Origin of the sequence: Flagellimonas meishanensis (genome assembly GCF_019880545.1) — a bacterium.
Classification (GTDB): Bacteria; Bacteroidota; Bacteroidia; order Flavobacteriales; family Flavobacteriaceae; genus Flagellimonas; species Flagellimonas meishanensis.
In genome coordinates, this window is the sequence record NZ_JAINVW010000001.1 from 370441 (window position 1) to 386517 (window position 16077).

Below are 16077 nucleotides of genomic sequence, written 5' to 3' on the forward strand. Positions count from 1 at the left end.
TATTTGATTTGAAACCAAAAAGATTGGCTAAGATAATAAACGTCATTAACAACGTACTATTGCCAAGGGTGTGTTTTGGATGTAATGCCCAATTATCCAGTGGAGAACACATACTATGTGCCGTTTGTCGACATGAGGTGCCACTCACCGATCACAATTATTCCGATGAAAACGCCGTAGACCGCATATTTTATGGGAGAATTCCTATAAAAAAGGCAGCTTCGTTTGTATATTTTTCAAAAAATGGGGCTGTGAAAAATCTTTTGCACTGGTTAAAATACAAAAATCAAGAGCAAATAAGTGGATTTTTTGGGGCGTGGTGCGGGGCCGTTCTTCAAAAGGATAAGGGCCTTATGTCCATAGATGTGGTCATTCCGGTTCCCCTGCACAACAAAAAGAAAAAGAAACGCGGCTATAACCAAGTGGCATTGTTTGGCCAAAAGATAGCTGAAGCCATAGGTGCGGAATATCGGGATGATGTGCTGCTGAGGGTCATCAACACCAAGACCCAGACCAAAAAAGACCGACAATTGCGTTGGAAAAACACAAAGGATGCCTTTGCGTTGAATCCAAAGGTCAACGATCCTTTTAAGCATGTGCTCTTGGTGGACGATGTGATCACCACGGGGGCGACCATCGAATCCTGCGCAAAAGTGCTGTTCCAAATGGAAAACATAGAGGTATCGGTTCTCAGCATTGCGGTGGTCCAGCAGGGTTAAAATTTGTGAATCACAGGCCTCAATTTTCAAATTAATTGTTTCTTTGTCGCACATTCAAAATAGGATGGCCCACTTGAAAAAAATCTTCAGTTTGGTGTTTTTTGCCTTTTTGGGGCTGGCACTTTGGCAATGCGCCAAAAGGGGCACTCCAACCGGTGGCCCAAAGGATGATACGCCTCCCCAACTGGTGCGGACGGAACCTGAAAACTTTACCACCAACTTTAAGTCCCAAAAAATCCGTTTGTATTTTGATGAACTCATAAAGCTTCAGGATGTTCAAAATCAATTGATTGTGTCTCCACCATTGAAGTACCCACCGGAGCTGAAACCCCAAGGTGGTGCCGGCAAGTATGTGGAGATCATAATAAAGGATACCCTGAAAGAGAACACTACATATACCTTGAATTTTGGACAGAGCATAACCGACAACAACGAGGGAAATCCCACCAGTTTTTTGACCTATGTTTTTTCCACAGGCTCCTATATCGATTCGCTAACACTTTCAGGGGCCGTTAAGGATGCCTTTAACCGTTCGGCTGATAAGTTCATCAGTGTTATGCTATATGAAATTGACACTGCCTTTACGGACTCCACGATATACAAGAGCCCTCCCCTGTATATCACGAACACTTTGGACAGCGTACCCTTTTTTGAGCTCAAGAATCTTAAAGCGGGCAATTATGCGCTTGTAGCATTGAAAGACGTAAACAAAAATAACCAGTTTGACCAGAGACAGGATAAGATAGGCTTTGTGGAGGACACCATTACCCTTCCCACCGATTCGGTGTATTTATTGAACCTTTTTCAGGAGTTGCCCGATTATAGCGCATCCGTCCCCAGCTACGTGGCAAAAAACCGCATCATTTTTGGCTATCGTGGAAATGAAAAGGACATTAAGATAGAAACCTTGACTGTGCTGCCAGATTCCGTTAGGACCAAAATCATAAAGGATAGGGAAACGGACACCTTGAATTATTGGCTGACCCCCACAGATTTGGACAGTATTTTGTTCACTGTGAGCAATACGGCTTTGGATATTGTGGATACGTTTACGGTGAAAACAAGAAAGTTGCCTTTGGATTCGCTGCAGATAAGCCCTTCCAAAAATGGCAAATTCAGTTTTGAGGATACCTTTAGCCTTTTGGCCAACACCCCAATTACCGCTGTCGATACCACAAAAATTGGGTTTTTTATTGATTCGCTTGCGGCTCCTTACCGGTATAGCCTGGACAGTATCGGCAACAAAGTTGATTTTGAGTTTGCGGTGGAGCCCAACCTCAGGTATGCCATGTACCTGCTTCCCGGTGCAGTTACCGACTTTTTTGGCATTCAAAATGATTCGCTGAACTACAATCTGAATATCGGGAGCTATGCGGACTATGGTAACCTGCGCCTGACTTTGGGCGGTGCTGTTCGATATCCATTGATCATACAGCTTACAAACGAACGAGGTGAGATTAAAAGGGAGTTGATCGCCTCGGAATCCCAAATTTTTGAATTCAATAATCTGGATCCGGCAAAGTATACCATCCGTGTCATTTTTGATGATAATGGAAACGGGATATGGGACACGGGAAACTATCTTAAAAAAATACAGCCAGAAAAGGTCAGTTACTATCCGGATGTGATTGATGTGAGGGCCAACTGGGAGTTGGAACAAAATTTCATCATTTCAGAATGAATGCGTCCCGGTCATCAAGAAATTTCAATTTGTTCCTTGAGGATTCCACATGTTCCTTGCTAAGTGTGGCATAGAGGATATCGTCCCGCTCCGAATATGCCACTTGATTTCCAAGCGTATCGTAAACCGCAGAATGACCGGGATACTCATATCCTAAACCATCGTTCCCAGTTCTGTTCACGCCGATACAGTAGGCCATGTTTTCTATCGCCCTCGCCCTGAGCAGAACATCCCATGCGGCTATCCTGGGCCTGGGCCAGTTTGCCACAAAAACAAGCACATCGTAGTCTTCCGTATTTCTTGCCCAAACGGGAAAGCGAAGGTCATAGCATATCATGGGGCAAATCTTGAATTCCTTGTAGTCAACAATCAACTTTGTTTTCCCGGATTCATAGACCTTGTTCTCGCCTGCCAGGGTAAATGTGTGCCTCTTGTCATAACTTTTATATGTTCCGTCTGGAAAAACAAAAAACAAGCGGTTGTAATTTTTCCCGTTTTCAGTAAAAATGATGCTTCCGACTAGCGCAGCCTCTTTCTTTTTGGCCATTTGCTGCATCCATCCCAAGGTTTTATTTCCTTCGGAAGCGTCCACGTTGTTTGGGGACATAGTAAAACCCGTGGAAAACATCTCGGGTAGGACAACGAGGTCCACACCCAATGGAACGGAGGCCATTTTGTCTACCAGCATGGTCCTGTTTGCCTCAGGATCTTCCCAATGCAATTGGGTCTGCACAAGTGCGATTTGGAGTTCCTTTCCCATTAGTTTTGTTCCAAAAGGGTTACCAGATTTTGTGCGCCCTGGGTTCGGGCATGGTCCAGTGCAGTATGTCCCTTGGAATCCGTAGTTGTTTGATTCACCCCATTGTCCAGCAACAGTTTTACAATTTCAGGACGGTTGAATGTAACCGCATAAATGAGACAGGTGCTTCCCATGGCATTTTTTTGATTGACATTGGCCCCGGCATTGATCAACTTTTCAGCGATGGTGGCATATCCCTTGAAACATACGCCCATGAGGGCAGTATTTCCCGAACCGTCCATTGTGTCCACTTTGGCCCCTTTGTCCAAGAGCAGTTCCACCAATTTTTCGTGCCCATAGTATGATGCCAGCAGCAGCGCGGTAGATCCCCTTTGGTCTTTTGACTCCAAAAGTTGTGGATTCTTAACCAAATGGTCTTCCACCGCCTTTTGATTTCCTTCCCGAATATGATTGAAAAATTCTTCCTTGTTGGTCATAATACAAGTTGAAGTTATAAAAAAACTGCCACAACCACTAAGGCTGTGACAGTCTTAATCCATTCATTTTCTTCTCCACTTTTTATGGCCCCCAAAGGTTTAGGCCAGGTCAAATCGGTCCAAGTTCATCACCTTGTTCCAAGCTGCAACAAAATCTTTCACAAATTTATCCTTGGAATCACTGCATGCATAAACCTCTGCCAGTGCACGGAGTTCCGAGTTGGAGCCGAAAATCAAGTCGACCCGTGTGCCCGTCCATTTGAGTTCTCCCGTTCTGCGATCACGGCCTTCAAACACTTCCTCATCCTTAGAAACCGCTTTCCACTCCGTGGACAGGTCCAAAAGGTTCACAAAGAAATCGTTTGTTAAGGTTTCCGGTTTGTCCGTAAACACGCCATGTTGCGAACCATCATAGTTGGTGTTCAGCATGCGCATACCCCCAACTAGCACCGTCATTTCCGGAGCGGTCAAGGTCATCAATTGGGCCTTGTCCACTAAAAGCTCTTCCGTGGGCACGCTGAATTTCATCTTGGCGTAGTTCCTAAACCCATCAGCCTGTGGTTCCAAAGCTTCAAATGCCTCGGCATCGGTGTGTTCCACAGATGCATCCATTCGGCCTGGAGCAAAAGGTACCTTGATATCCTTGCCAGCATTTTTGGCTGCTTTTTCCACCGCGGCACATCCCCCGAGGACGATCAAATCCGCCAAAGAAATCCTTTTATTTCCGGATTGGGCGCTGTTGAATTCTTTTTGGATTCGCTCCAAAGTATCCAATACCTTGCCCAATTGCCCTGGATTGTTCACTTCCCATTTACTCTGGGGCGCCATACGAATTCGTGCACCATTTGCTCCACCGCGCTTATCGGAACCCCTAAACGTTGAGGCCGAAGCCCAAGCTGTAGAGGCTAATTCCGATATGCTCAATCCTGATGCGAGTATATTGGCTTTCAAATTGGCGATATCCCCATCATCAACCAATTCATGATCCACAGCGGGAATGGGATCTTGCCATATCAATTCCTCGTTTGGTACTTCTGGGCCCAAATATCTGGATACCGGTCCCATATCACGGTGTGTCAATTTATACCAGGCCCTGGCATACGCATCGGCGAATTCGTCCGGATTCTCCAAAAAGTGCTTGGAAATTTTTCCGTATTCTGGATCAAACCTCAATGAAAGGTCTGTGGTCAACATAAAAGGTGCATGTTTCCTACTGGGATCATGGGCATCCGGAATTGTTCCCGCTCCGGCCCCATTTTTTGGTCTATATTGCCATGCGCCTGCCGGACTTTTTGTCAATTCCCATTCATATTTATATAGGTTCTCCAAAAAACTATGGCTCCATTTCGTCGGTGTGTTGGTCCAAGCGCCTTCCAAACCACTGGTGATGGTATCGGAACCTTTTCCTGTTTTAAAGTTGCTTTTCCAGCCCATGCTCTGCATTTCTATGGATGCCCCTGCAGGCTCTGCTTCCAAGTAATCAGCATCGGAGGCAGCCCCGTGGGTTTTTCCAAAGGTGTGTCCACCCGCAATAAGCGCCACGGTCTCATAATCGTTCATGGCCATGCGCCCAAAAGTCTCCCGGATATCTTTTGCTGCAGCCAAAGGATCTGGATTGCCATTGGGTCCCTCAGGATTCACATAAATCAACCCCATATGGGCCGCACCCATTTGTTTTTCCAGTTCCCCTTCTTCACTGTAACGGGATTTATTTCCCAACCATTCCGTCTCCGAGCCCCAATAAATGTCCTCTTCGGGTTGCCATATATCCTCACGGCCACCTGCAAAACCGAACATTTTCAATCCCATGGATTCGTGGGCCACATTTCCAGCTAGAATCAACAGGTCTGCCCAGGAAATTTTCTTTCCGTATTTCTGTTTTATGGGCCAGAGCAATAGCCGCGCTTTGTCAAGGTTGGCGTTATCGGGCCAGCTGTTCAACGGCGCAAACCTTTGGTTCCCTGTTCCTCCACCACCTCTTCCATCGGCAATTCTGTAAGTTCCTGCCGCGTGCCAAGCCATTCTTATGAAAAAGGGGCCGTAGTGGCCATAGTCTGCTGGCCACCATTCTTGGCTGTCCGTCATAAGGTCAGTCAAATCCTTTTTTATCGCATTCAAGTCGAGCTTTTTGAATTCTTCCGCATAGTTAAAATCCTCATCCATAGGGTCAACCAAAGAAGAGTGCTGCCTAAGAATATTCAAGTTCAATTGATTGGGCCACCAGTCCCTATTGGTCGTTCCACCCCCTGCGGCCTGTTTTAGTTCCCCATTTAGAAAAGGGCACATGCTGGCATCTGCCCCATTCGCTAAATCTTTGCTCATTAGTATGTTGTTTTATGTTATTTTTTTCCTCTTTAAAGTTAAGAAAACCCAAGGGGAAACGATAAGCAATTTATATTAATATGCTATAAAAACATAAGCATTATCTATGCGCCTGGCTTGGGCCTTTGGGCTATTCTGCCTTTGTCCAAAAAGAGCATGTTTTTTGGCGGATTTGACCCTTAAAGGGGTATAAAAATCCATTACCTTTATAAAATCCGATGGTTGATTGGCATTCAAAGAGGTCCAATGCAACCCGGTTTAATCGTTTAGTTACTGTGGACACTATTTAATTAACCCAATTTAAACACTATCACAAATGAGAAAATTGATTTTACCCATCGTAGTCCTGCTGTTTTTTGGTTTCAACATAAAACCAGACCAGCTAACGGAGGAAGAGCGTGCCATGGCTGCAAAACTCCTAACCGAAACCCGCGATCACATGCTTCAGGTGCTGGACGGACTTTCTGAGGAACAGTTGAATTTTAAACCCTCCGAAGGTGAGTGGTCCATAGCGGAATGCGTGGAGCATATCGCCATCAGTGAGAATGCGTTTGAAGGTTTTTTGAAAAAGACCTTGGCAGAAGGTGACAACCCTGCACTTAAAGATTCTTTGGTTTTTAAGGATGAACAACTTATGGGCGTGCTGACGGACCGGAGCAACAAGGTAAAAACCTCCGAACCTTTTGAACCAAGCGGAAAATTCGGTTCGCATGAAGAAACGGTGCAGGCCTTTTTGAGTAAGAGGAACGAGCATATTGAATATATAAAAACCACGGAGGATGATCTGAGAAATCGATTCAACCAAGATTTGCCGTTTGGCACTGTGGATGGTTTTCAGGTCATCATTTTTGCTGCTGGACACTCCGAGCGGCATATACTTCAAATGGAGGAGGTGATGGCCCATGTGGACTTTCCATCCAGTGAGGAAGAGGACTAGGCTACATCGTTTATTAACATTTATTGGCAAACCCTTTCCATGTTGGAAAGGGTTTGTTTTTTAACTTTGGGTATCTAAAACCTCAACACGATGAAAATGATAAAATCCTTCATACTTGTTCTATCCCTTGTTTTTACGGCAAACGTTATCGCCCAAAATGAAAAGGATGAAAAAATAATGGCAGATGCCCTTGAGGCCAAAGAGGCGTTGTTGGAGGCTCAAGCGGAACTGAAAAAATTCTTTGCACAATCCGCTGGATATGTAATTTTTCCGAATGTGGGCAAAGGCGGTTTCATTATTGGCGGGGCTTCTGGAAATGGAGTGGTATACGAAAATGGGGATGCCGTAGGCATGGCAAGCCTTAAAAAATTGAATGTGGGCCTACAGGCCGGCGGACAGGCCATTATTGAAGTCATTTTTTTTGAAACCGATGTGGACCTGGCTCGCTTTAAGGAGGGCCAATTTGAATTTGCAGCAGAAACATCTGCAGTGGCCCTTAAATCGGGCATTGCCTTTGAAGCCAAATATAAAGATGGCGTGGCTGTATTTGCGCTCCCCAAGGCAGGTCTTATGGCTGATGCCTCTGTGGGTGGGCAAAAATTTAGCTATAGGCCCTTCGCCATGTAGCCTTACTCGCGTTGCCCGGGAGTAAAATCCTCTGGGGCATTTTGGGGCAGCTTAATGGTCCCAGCATCTCCTGTGTCGTTAAAAATGGTCCATTCCCCAAAAGTATAAATTGGGTTTGCTTCCATAACTTGCATATTGCGGACAGCTCTTCCGTCCTCAAACTCATGGTTGGTCCCAGAACCATCCTCGCCAATGACCCCAAATGCATCGATTACGGTACCAAAAGGATCCACCAATTCCAGATTGTCATCCCCATTGGAGTCCGCAGGGCTGTTCGTGGACACACCCAGATCGGGAGGGAAGCCATACACCAGTTCAAATTCTTGCGCGTTTGGCGAAATTACCAAAGTGCTTTCCGGTTGGATTATCAACCCCGATAAATCAATTGAGGAGCCCACTTCGGTGTTGTCGTTGGTGTAGCGGCGTAGCGTCCATAAGTTTAGGTCCAAGGCATCCTGTGCGGCATTGTAAAGCTCCACAAACCGGGCACCAGAGTTGTTATCTGGATCGGCCAATTCGGAAATAAAGATTTTTGTGGACGTAAATTCGGTAATGATTTCCGGGCAGCGCTCATTAGAAAAATCAATGTCCTGTAAATCCCGAATGGCCAGTACGGTCTTCTTTCCTTCCTTAAGAACAATTGCGATAAGAGATCCATTACCTTCGGGCAGTAGCTCTGATTGAAAATCGGCGTAGCCGCTATTTAACAGTACCATTTGGTTTTCAGCACAATCTTGCAGAAGACGTTCAGTTTCTTCCTCGGCGATGGCAAAATTGCTTCCAAGCTCCACCTCTGCAAATTCGAGGCTGTCAATTTGTACCAGTGTGTGCAACGGCATACTGTCCAGCTTGGCCAAAGTTGTCCTTGTGGGCTGCACTGATGCTTTATCACCACATGATGGTATCACATGGTCCAAAGCCTGCAATGCGGGCAATCTCCCCACAGAAACATTACCAAATGAAATGATTGCCCCTCCAAGTTTTATAGTCGTCCCACTTTTTCCTGCGTACAGATTTTTGAGTTTGACAAAAACCCTGCTGCCAATAGGATAAACAAGATATGATTCCCTGAGGTCGATTTCCATTTGAACCCCCATGCTGGGATCAATGGCGGCATCTTGGAGGTGAAGCACCCCAAAAAAGTTTCCTGCCTGGTCCGAAGAGATTACAAAGCCCTCCAAAATCAACTCATCCTGAATCTGGATTACCCCATCTCCAATTAAGGAATCCAATTCGGCAAAGCTGATATTGGCCTTTACGCTGACATTGCATTCTGTGTTTGGGGAGTCAAAATCCCGATTTTCAACGCAGGCAAGAATCCATCCAAGCCCTAAAAGACATACTGTCTTGAGCACTTTTCTTTTCATATTTTATTTTTAAAAGCTTATCGCCAAATTGAGAAAATAGGTTCTTCCGAAGCCGTACCAGTATTTTGGACCAAAGGAGGGAGAACCACTTAGACTGTCCTCTTGTAGCTGTCCAAAATTTCCATTTCGGCTTTGTTCATAGCCTCCGGTCCTGAATACTGAATCGAAAAGATTGTTGACGCTGGCAAAAAAACTGATGTACTTCTTTCCCCAAAGCCACGATTTTCCCCCAACGAGGTTCAAAAGATAGATGTCATCCAACTTTTCCTGCCGCAACAGTTCGGCCACGTTCTCGTCCGTCGCATCGGGAAAAGCCTCTCCAGTATCCGGGTCCAGAAGAAAACTCTGGGTTCGGGCAATGGTGGAAAGGCTTAAATAATTGTTGGTGAGATGGTTGGCCGTGGCTGCAATCCACCAGTATTTTGGATCTCGATATTCCACCCCAATGGCAAAGGCTGTCTGTGGACCTTGTGCCAATTTCAGCTCTTTTAGTTTGGCAATACCAAGATCAATTGTTCCCCCAGGGTCTATGAGGTCCTCTTCTGCACCAGCGGTGTCAAAGTTGATCTGAACGGATGGGTCGCTGGCATAGACATAATGTCCCAGATTTCCGACCGCAGAAAATTTTACACTTGAGGACATCTCATATTCCAGACCAAACTCAATTCCTTTCTGCAATCGGTCCAATCCAGAAATCACCTCTTGCACAAAGTCGGAACCCACTCCAGAATCCACAAAAAAGAAATTGATGTCCGTTGTGTTCTGAAACCGCGTGTAGAATGCACTTATTCGACCTGTGACACTAGGCCATCGAAAATGATAGCCAACATCTATGGTGGTTATGGTCTCTTTCTGGATTTCAGGAACAATGTAGTTGCTCTCCCTAGGGTTGATGAATATGTTTTGAAGTGTTGGGAATCGGTCCATTTTGGCTGCATTTGCCATAATCCAGTGTCTTCCCGAAATAAAATAGGTGATTCCTCCCTTAACCCCCAGATTGGAGAATGTGGCTTCTTCACTTTTCCCGAATGAATTCTCCAAAAAACGCTCGTTGGCAAACAGTCCATCCCTTTGCGCCTTAAAGCTGGATAGGGATGCTGAAATAAAGCCGCTCCATTTTTTGGCATCGTATTCCGTCTGCGCAAATACCTCAAGTTGGTCGGCACTCAAAGCATACTGGTACCCGAACCTGTCCCTTTCTATTTTTTCCGGATTCCCATCAAGGTCGTTGCGTGTATTTGAGAAAGCATCCACATCTTGATGAAAAGCGGCTCCCATCAAATCAAACAACTCCGCATAGTTTTTGGAGGATGTCTTCCTATAATTTCCCCCAAAACCCATCTTCATTTTATCGCCAATGCCATACTCCAGGTTGGTCGACATGGTGATTGTACCATCTTCAACCACGTCGTCATAAAGAAGATAGGCCGCCTGACCGCCATTATTGCCATTGGCCAGATAAAGATACTCCCAATCTATTTGAGGGTTTTCCAAAAAAGCTTCCTTTGCGAAATTGGCATTTATAAAACTCGCACCAATCGAGCTGTTTATGGAATAACTTGGTAGATATCTGTAGTACGTGGGGTCTGGGTTTGGCGCATTGTAGTAACCCAAACGGCTTCTTCTATGGGTTCCAAATTGATAGGCCAAGCCGGTGGTCCAATGAAATTTACCCTGTTCCAAGGTATAGTTCATCAAAAAAAGAGGTTCAAAGATTTCCCGCTCCCTTGTATTCCGAATCTTCCCCTCCTGTTCACCCCAATAGGGATTGTAGCGATTTCCCATCAAATCAAAAACTTCTTCGGTAATTGCCGCCGAACGTCCCCTGCGGTTTCGGGCCATGATCGCGGTAATGGAAATACTGTTCTTTGAGTTCGGCCGGAACTCCATAGCCCCAAAAATGGAATAGGCATCATATAGTGTTCCCTCGACATATCCTTCTTGGGCCCATCTTCTGGAGGCGGAAAATGTGTATGCAAAACCAGTGTTAGATAATCCAGAGGTATAGGTGCCCATAAGCCTTCCCCGATATGTTCTATTGGAAAACGAACTTGAAAGCCGAGTGCCCGGCCGCATTGCTGAGGGTCGTGTATCGATATTGGTATTGCCCAAAATGCCGCCAAAAGTATATGGATTTGGAGATAATCCGTAGGTGTGCTCTTGGTTTCTCGTTACATCGTTGAGGCCTCCCCAATTGTTCCATTGTGGTCGCCCATCAAAGAACTTGTTCATAGGAATTCCATTGATGAGCACTGTGCCATTTCGGGAATCGTATCCCCTTACCTTAAAAAAGGCCTGTCCGAAATCGAAGGCGGCCCGATTCAGGAATACATCGCGCGTAGATTGCAGCAGCCCCATCGCACTAGCCAATGCATCATCATTTTCCAGTAGTTCCCCATCCGTTAAGGTGATCAGGTTATCTGTTTTTTCGGTAATGACATCCCTTTCCAAAAAAACAAGGCCCAAGTCAATGGTCTGCCCGTTGAAATTAAGTGCAAAATGCTTTGGAAGAAATTCAACGGCCTCAAATTTTAGTACGTGTTCCCCGGAAAGTGCAATGCCAATATTGAAAATTCCGTTGGCATCGGTGAAAAAGTCCTGTGAAAACCCTTCAAGGGAAATCGTGGTGTTTTGAATGGGCCTGTTTGTCCCCTTTTCGCGGACCTGCCCAGAAATGATTGTAGTCTGTTGTCCATATTGTATTGTGGTACAACAAAATACAACCACGAACATAGCTGTTCTCATAGCTTGTTAGTAGGTTAATTAAACTAAATTTGGGGTTATAACTTCTCTGAATTGTGCGAAAAGCAAGCAATCTTACTTATTTTAGACACAAAATCAAAATAATATGCGATCATTAATATGCCTACTCGTATTAATATCGACCTCACTTCATGGACAAAAGTCCAAAACCTATACGTTAAGAACCATTGCCTTTTATAATGTTGAGAACCTCTTCGACATTGAAAACGATTCATTGACCTTTGATGACGAGCGAACACCTGAAGGCAGTTATCACTGGACCCACGAGCGGTATGGGCGTAAAATTGGGAACATTGCCGAGGTGTTATCCAACATTGGAAAACAACTTTCCGGAACTTCCCCGGATGTCATTGGTTTGTGCGAAGTGGAGAACAGGGGCGTACTTGAGGATTTGACCCAACACCCGGATCTTCGTAACAAAGACTATGGCATAGTGCATTTTGATTCCCCAGATTGGCGGGGGATTGACGTGGCCTTGCTCTACAAAAGGGATTCCTATGTGCCCACTTCCTTTAAAAGCCACAGGCTGTTATTGTTTGACGAACTTGGTGAACGGGAATACACACGGGACCAGTTAGTGGTGGGTGGCTCCATGGACCAGGAAAATGTTTATTTCATCGTAAATCACTGGCCTTCCAGAAGAGGTGGTGCTTCAAAAAGTCAGTCCAATAGGATTAAGGCCGCCTTGTTGAACAAACGCATTATAGACTCCATCCGTGACCTGAATTGGAACGCCAAGGTGATTGCCATGGGAGATTTCAACGACGACCCCAGGGACGACAGCTTTAAGAAAATATTGAAGACCAAGGGCCAAATGGATCAATTGGATAGCCTGGATCTTTTCAATCCAATGGAGAAAATGTACAAAAAGGGTATAGGTTCGTTGGCCTATCGGGATAAGTGGAACTTGTTCGATCAATTTTTTATGACCTCAAATTTTATTGGCGAAGAAAGGTCACAACTGTCTTTTTGGAAAGCGGGAATATTTGCTCCGGGTTTTCTTCGTACCCAGAAGGGAAAATTTAGAGGGTATCCCTTTAGGACGTATGCAGGGGGCAGCTACACGGGCGGGTACAGTGACCACTTCCCCGTTTATCTGCATTTGATAAAGGAGACGGAAGACTGATAGTGACGTTGGATGTCGTCAATAAAAGGTGGCTCTGACCGTTATGCCAACCATTGCCCCCAAGGGATACGGCTCAAAATCAACAGTAGGCCGAAACCATAAAAAAGCGATATGGTCTTGAACTTTCTATTGCTTTCCATCATTTTTTTGTGCCGCGACCAGCCGATGGTTATCAATACCAAGGCAACAATGTTGGTAAAGGGATGTTCCACGGCCAAAAGTCGTGCAGGGGCATTCAGGCCACCCATGCCCAAGGTCTGAATGGCCTTGAGTCCACTGGAGGAGATAAAAAACAAAATAAGGCCCACCAACAATTGGATATGGCTCAATATCAATGCGAAAAGGCTTATCCTGAGATCTTTGTGCATGGTGAAGTCCCGTTTGCCCAACCAGCCTGTTATGGCGTTGAACACTGCAATGATCAAAACGGCCAGCACCACATAGGCCATATACGAGTGTAGATTTTTGATGATCTCCATAGGTGTTGTTTATTTGATAAATGTAGTGATTTTAACAAAAAACCCCGCCTGTTGGCGGGGTTCCCTATTCAATTAATTCTTTTTAAGAATTAGAAATTGTACCTAAGGCTTAAGTTCCAGGTTCTTCCAACTCCCAAGTAGTAACCAAAAGAATCCCTTTGGTTGATATAGTCGGCATCAAATACGTTGTATACGTTCCCCCTAAGGACCATTTCGTTGTTCCCAAGATTGAAAGTATAGGTAGCACCTGCATCCACCAAGGTGTAAGCGGGCAATCTTTCCGATTGAAAGACCGATCCCGCCAAAGAGGAAGCAATCACGTCCTCAACATCCACGAATCCGTAGAATTCTGTAAAGATGTTTATGTCGGCATCAAAAGAAAGATTTTCGCATGCGTTGAATCTTGTGCCTGCTCCAGTAGATACCTGAGGGGCATTGCCTATTTTGGTTCCGGTCAAATCCACGGTACCTCTGCTAATTAACGCTCCAGTCTCATCATTTTCTATAATGAAAGGAGTGGTTCCGTCATATTCCCAATTTCCAACGGATCCATACCACTTGAACAACAATGCTGCGGAAGGACGATATCTAAGGTCCAATTCAGCACCGCGGTGTACCTGGGTGATATCTGTGTATCGTGTCCTAACATCGATTTCAGTACCCCCAATATCCTGTTGTCCAAAATCTTGAAGGAATCGGTTACCCCATTTGGTGTAGTACACATTGAAATTAACGGCCCAATCGCCATTTCTAAATCTGTATCCACCTTCCAGACCTGTGATTTCTTCGTTGTCCACTTCCGGTTCTACAATCTCGTTGCTATAGCGGATATTGGCAAAAATGTTGTCCAAAAAGGCCTGTCTTGAGTATTGGCCAACGTTTGCAAATACTTGATGGTTATCGCTGAAAGTGTAGGATGCTCCCGTTTTCACGGAATATCCAAATCTGCTCAACTTATCCGATTTTCCCTCGCCATCACCAAAACCAGAAAGTCGACCTTCCCTTTGGTAATCTTGGTTGGAAGCTGCTCCTTGCAAAAATACTGAGAAGGTTCCATCAGAATATTCGGCTTGACCAAACAACCCTTGGTAGTTTATGTTCTCCGAGTAATCGTAATCATATCGCTGATCGGGATCGGCAAAGCTGAAAAGCGCGGCCCATGGATCGGCTTCAAAAGTTTCAGAAATAACGTAGTCAGATGGTCTATCGGTCCTGAAGTTATCATTGTAGCCATCCAGTCCCAATTTATCCACCAATTGTCTCCAGTGATCTCCCCTGTAGAATCTAATATCGGCTCCAAGATTCAATGACCAGTTTTCGCTGGGCTCAAATTCATAGTTGGTCAAGGCCCCATACCAGTTGTGGTTGTTTATGGATGCTCTCAATAGACCTGCCGATCCAAAAGTTCCCAATCCATTTGGGTTTTCCGCTATGTTATTGGCAACAATGGCATCAAAATCCACTTGGCCGTCCTCTCTGAAGAAATTGGTCTGTCTTCCCAATGGTCCTGTTCCCCCACCACGGCCCCATGAGGCATATAGTACTGTGGAAAGTTGGGATTTATCGCTAATGCTCCAGTCCCAGTTTAAGTTGGCCACTGGCTTGTGGTAATAGTTTCTTCTAAAAGTGAATTGCTCACCATCCAAAAATCCTGCATTGTCGTTGAACTTTTCACCGAATTCTTCATATTCCTCCAAATCCTTTGAAAAGTTTTGTCCATGGAACTGAGGTGCTCCAGTGATCAAGAAATTGAAGTTATGCGAATCATTGGGTTGAAATCCGATGCCAATGAAATAGGTCTGGCCCTGTCCAAAAGTACCTCCTGCCCATTTTCTGTGGCCTTGCCAATGATCTAGCAATACGGAATATGCCCATTTGCCTTTTTGTCCAGAGTCATAACTAACGGTTGTTTTACCGTAACTGTCATTACCTGTCAAAAATCTGGCAAAACCTCCTTCTTCCCGACCTGTTGCCTTGGATACAATATTGATTGTTCCACCGACAGAGGAGATTGCCAATTTTGAAGAGCCAAGACCCCGTTGAATCTGCACCGCATTGGCCACGTCGGCCATACCTTGCCAGTTTGACCAGAAAACACGACCATCTTCAACGCTGTTGATAGGTTGACCGTTCAAAAGCACGGCAGTATTGGTTTGGTCAAATCCCCGAACGAAGATCTGGGAATCACCAAAACCTCCGGCTTGATTGGATACATACACGTTGGGCGTGTTCTTCATAACCTCTGGGAACTCTACGTTACCAACTCCCTTTAGCTGTATTTCTGCAGCTGGAACGCTGGAAACCGCTATCGGAGTCTGTCGTTCCCTGGCCAAATCTATAAGACCACTACCGACGACCACAACCCCTTCCAATTCCTCAGCATCAGCGCTTAGGGAAACAGAGCCAATATCACCGGCTTGTGAGAAAGCTACTCTTTCGGTAATAAATCCAATGTAAGAAACAACCAGAACCCCAGAAATTCTTGATGTTTCCAAGGTAAATTTTCCATCAAAGTCAGTTGATGTGCCTGTGTCAGTCCCCTGAACTACGATACTGGCTCCTGGTAGAGGGCTCCCCAGTTCCGCATCAAAGACAGTTCCAGTAATACTTGTTTGTGCAAGTGCCGTTGCAGAGATAAAAATCGCTGCAAAAGCCAAGTAAATTCTTTTCATGTTTAACAGTGTTTATTGTTTTGAATTGCTCGGCAAAAATCTATTTTTTTGTTCTGCCAAATGTTAACATAAAGTTAAAAAATAAGAAGAATTTAACAAGTGTTTATTTTCAAAATGTTGATAAACATCTGTTTAGGAAAAAAGCTAT

At 45.0% G+C, this 16077-nt stretch carries 12 protein-coding genes; 5 read left to right on the plus strand and 7 right to left on the minus strand.

Annotation, left to right across the window (positions count from 1 at the left end; genetic code table 11):
* Positions 1–23: 23 nt before the first annotated feature.
* Together K7G75_RS01665 and K7G75_RS01670 are read left to right on the plus strand one after the other, a co-directional pair.
* On the plus strand, positions 24–719 hold the full coding sequence (locus tag K7G75_RS01665; protein ID WP_262420219.1) for a ComF family protein: 696 nt from the start codon (positions 24–26) through the stop codon (positions 717–719).
* A 64-nt stretch (positions 720–783) separates the two neighbouring features.
* Complete coding sequence (locus K7G75_RS01670) at positions 784–2400, plus strand: Ig-like domain-containing domain (RefSeq protein WP_222982090.1); 1617 nt, start codon at positions 784–786, stop codon at positions 2398–2400.
* Here the strand turns inward: K7G75_RS01670 and K7G75_RS01675 are convergent.
* The 3 genes from K7G75_RS01675 to katG form a co-directional block, all read right to left on the minus strand.
* Entirely contained in the window at positions 2387–3160 is a 774-nt protein-coding gene (locus K7G75_RS01675) for a nitrilase family protein (RefSeq protein ID WP_222982091.1), read from the minus strand. The two genes, K7G75_RS01670 and K7G75_RS01675, sit on opposite strands and share 14 nt — an antisense overlap.
* Complete coding sequence (locus K7G75_RS01680; protein WP_222982092.1) at positions 3160–3636, minus strand: ankyrin repeat domain-containing protein; 477 nt, start codon at positions 3634–3636, stop codon at positions 3160–3162. Before K7G75_RS01680 ends, K7G75_RS01675 begins: the two co-directional genes overlap by 1 nt.
* A gap of 99 nt (positions 3637–3735) precedes the next feature.
* Complete coding sequence (gene katG, locus K7G75_RS01685; RefSeq protein ID WP_222982093.1) at positions 3736–5958, minus strand: catalase/peroxidase HPI; 2223 nt, start codon at positions 5956–5958, stop codon at positions 3736–3738.
* Between the two features lie 316 nt (positions 5959–6274).
* Here katG and K7G75_RS01690 point away from each other — a divergent pair, with 316 nt between their 5' ends.
* Entirely contained in the window at positions 6275–6895 is a 621-nt protein-coding gene (locus K7G75_RS01690) for a DinB family protein (protein WP_222982094.1), read from the plus strand.
* Positions 6896–6985: 90 nt separating this feature from the next.
* Positions 6986–7522: a lipid-binding SYLF domain-containing protein gene (locus K7G75_RS01695; protein ID WP_222982095.1), complete on the plus strand. Its 537-nt coding sequence runs from the start codon at positions 6986–6988 to the stop codon at positions 7520–7522.
* A 2-nt stretch (positions 7523–7524) separates the two neighbouring features.
* Here the strand turns inward: K7G75_RS01695 and K7G75_RS01700 are convergent, their stop codons facing one another.
* Together K7G75_RS01700 and K7G75_RS01705 are read right to left on the minus strand one after the other, a co-directional pair.
* Entirely contained in the window at positions 7525–8889 is a 1365-nt protein-coding gene (locus K7G75_RS01700) for a DUF5689 domain-containing protein (protein ID WP_222982097.1), read from the minus strand.
* A gap of 9 nt (positions 8890–8898) precedes the next feature.
* Positions 8899–11634 (minus strand): TonB-dependent receptor, encoded by a 2736-nt coding sequence (locus tag K7G75_RS01705; protein WP_222982099.1) that lies wholly within the window; start codon positions 11632–11634, stop codon positions 8899–8901.
* Positions 11635–11737: 103 nt separating this feature from the next.
* Here K7G75_RS01705 and K7G75_RS01710 point away from each other — a divergent pair, with 103 nt between their 5' ends.
* Complete coding sequence (locus tag K7G75_RS01710; RefSeq protein ID WP_222982101.1) at positions 11738–12778, plus strand: endonuclease/exonuclease/phosphatase family protein; 1041 nt, start codon at positions 11738–11740, stop codon at positions 12776–12778.
* A 41-nt stretch (positions 12779–12819) separates the two neighbouring features.
* On the opposite strand, the gene K7G75_RS01715 is transcribed toward K7G75_RS01710, so the two are convergent.
* Together K7G75_RS01715 and K7G75_RS01720 are read right to left on the minus strand one after the other, a co-directional pair.
* Positions 12820–13257 carry a hypothetical protein gene (locus tag K7G75_RS01715; protein ID WP_222982108.1) on the minus strand — a complete coding sequence of 146 codons (438 nt, stop codon included), beginning with the start codon at positions 13255–13257 and terminating at the stop codon, positions 12820–12822.
* 89 nt (positions 13258–13346) lie between these two features.
* Positions 13347–15929 (minus strand): TonB-dependent receptor, encoded by a 2583-nt coding sequence (locus K7G75_RS01720; protein ID WP_222982110.1) that lies wholly within the window; start codon positions 15927–15929, stop codon positions 13347–13349.
* Positions 15930–16077: the final 148 nt, after the last annotated feature.

Excerpts from the sequence above, each read along its gene's own strand:
- K7G75_RS01710 (WP_222982101.1), top strand. The coding sequence starts at position 11,738 with ATGCGATCATTAATATGCCTACTCGTATTAATATCGACCTCACTTCAT.
- K7G75_RS01680 (WP_222982092.1), bottom strand. The coding sequence starts at position 3,636 with ATGACCAACAAGGAAGAATTTTTCAATCATATTCGGGAAGGAAATCAA.
- K7G75_RS01705 (WP_222982099.1), bottom strand. The coding sequence starts at position 11,634 with ATGAGAACAGCTATGTTCGTGGTTGTATTTTGTTGTACCACAATACAA.
- K7G75_RS01715 (WP_222982108.1), bottom strand. The coding sequence starts at position 13,257 with ATGGAGATCATCAAAAATCTACACTCGTATATGGCCTATGTGGTGCTG.
- katG (WP_222982093.1), bottom strand. The coding sequence starts at position 5,958 with ATGAGCAAAGATTTAGCGAATGGGGCAGATGCCAGCATGTGCCCTTTT.
- K7G75_RS01720 (WP_222982110.1), bottom strand. The coding sequence starts at position 15,929 with ATGAAAAGAATTTACTTGGCTTTTGCAGCGATTTTTATCTCTGCAACG.
- K7G75_RS01675 (WP_222982091.1), bottom strand. The coding sequence starts at position 3,160 with ATGGGAAAGGAACTCCAAATCGCACTTGTGCAGACCCAATTGCATTGG.
- K7G75_RS01670 (WP_222982090.1), top strand. The coding sequence starts at position 784 with ATGGCCCACTTGAAAAAAATCTTCAGTTTGGTGTTTTTTGCCTTTTTG.
- K7G75_RS01700 (WP_222982097.1), bottom strand. The coding sequence starts at position 8,889 with ATGAAAAGAAAAGTGCTCAAGACAGTATGTCTTTTAGGGCTTGGATGG.
- K7G75_RS01690 (WP_222982094.1), top strand. The coding sequence starts at position 6,275 with ATGAGAAAATTGATTTTACCCATCGTAGTCCTGCTGTTTTTTGGTTTC.
- K7G75_RS01695 (WP_222982095.1), top strand. The coding sequence starts at position 6,986 with ATGAAAATGATAAAATCCTTCATACTTGTTCTATCCCTTGTTTTTACG.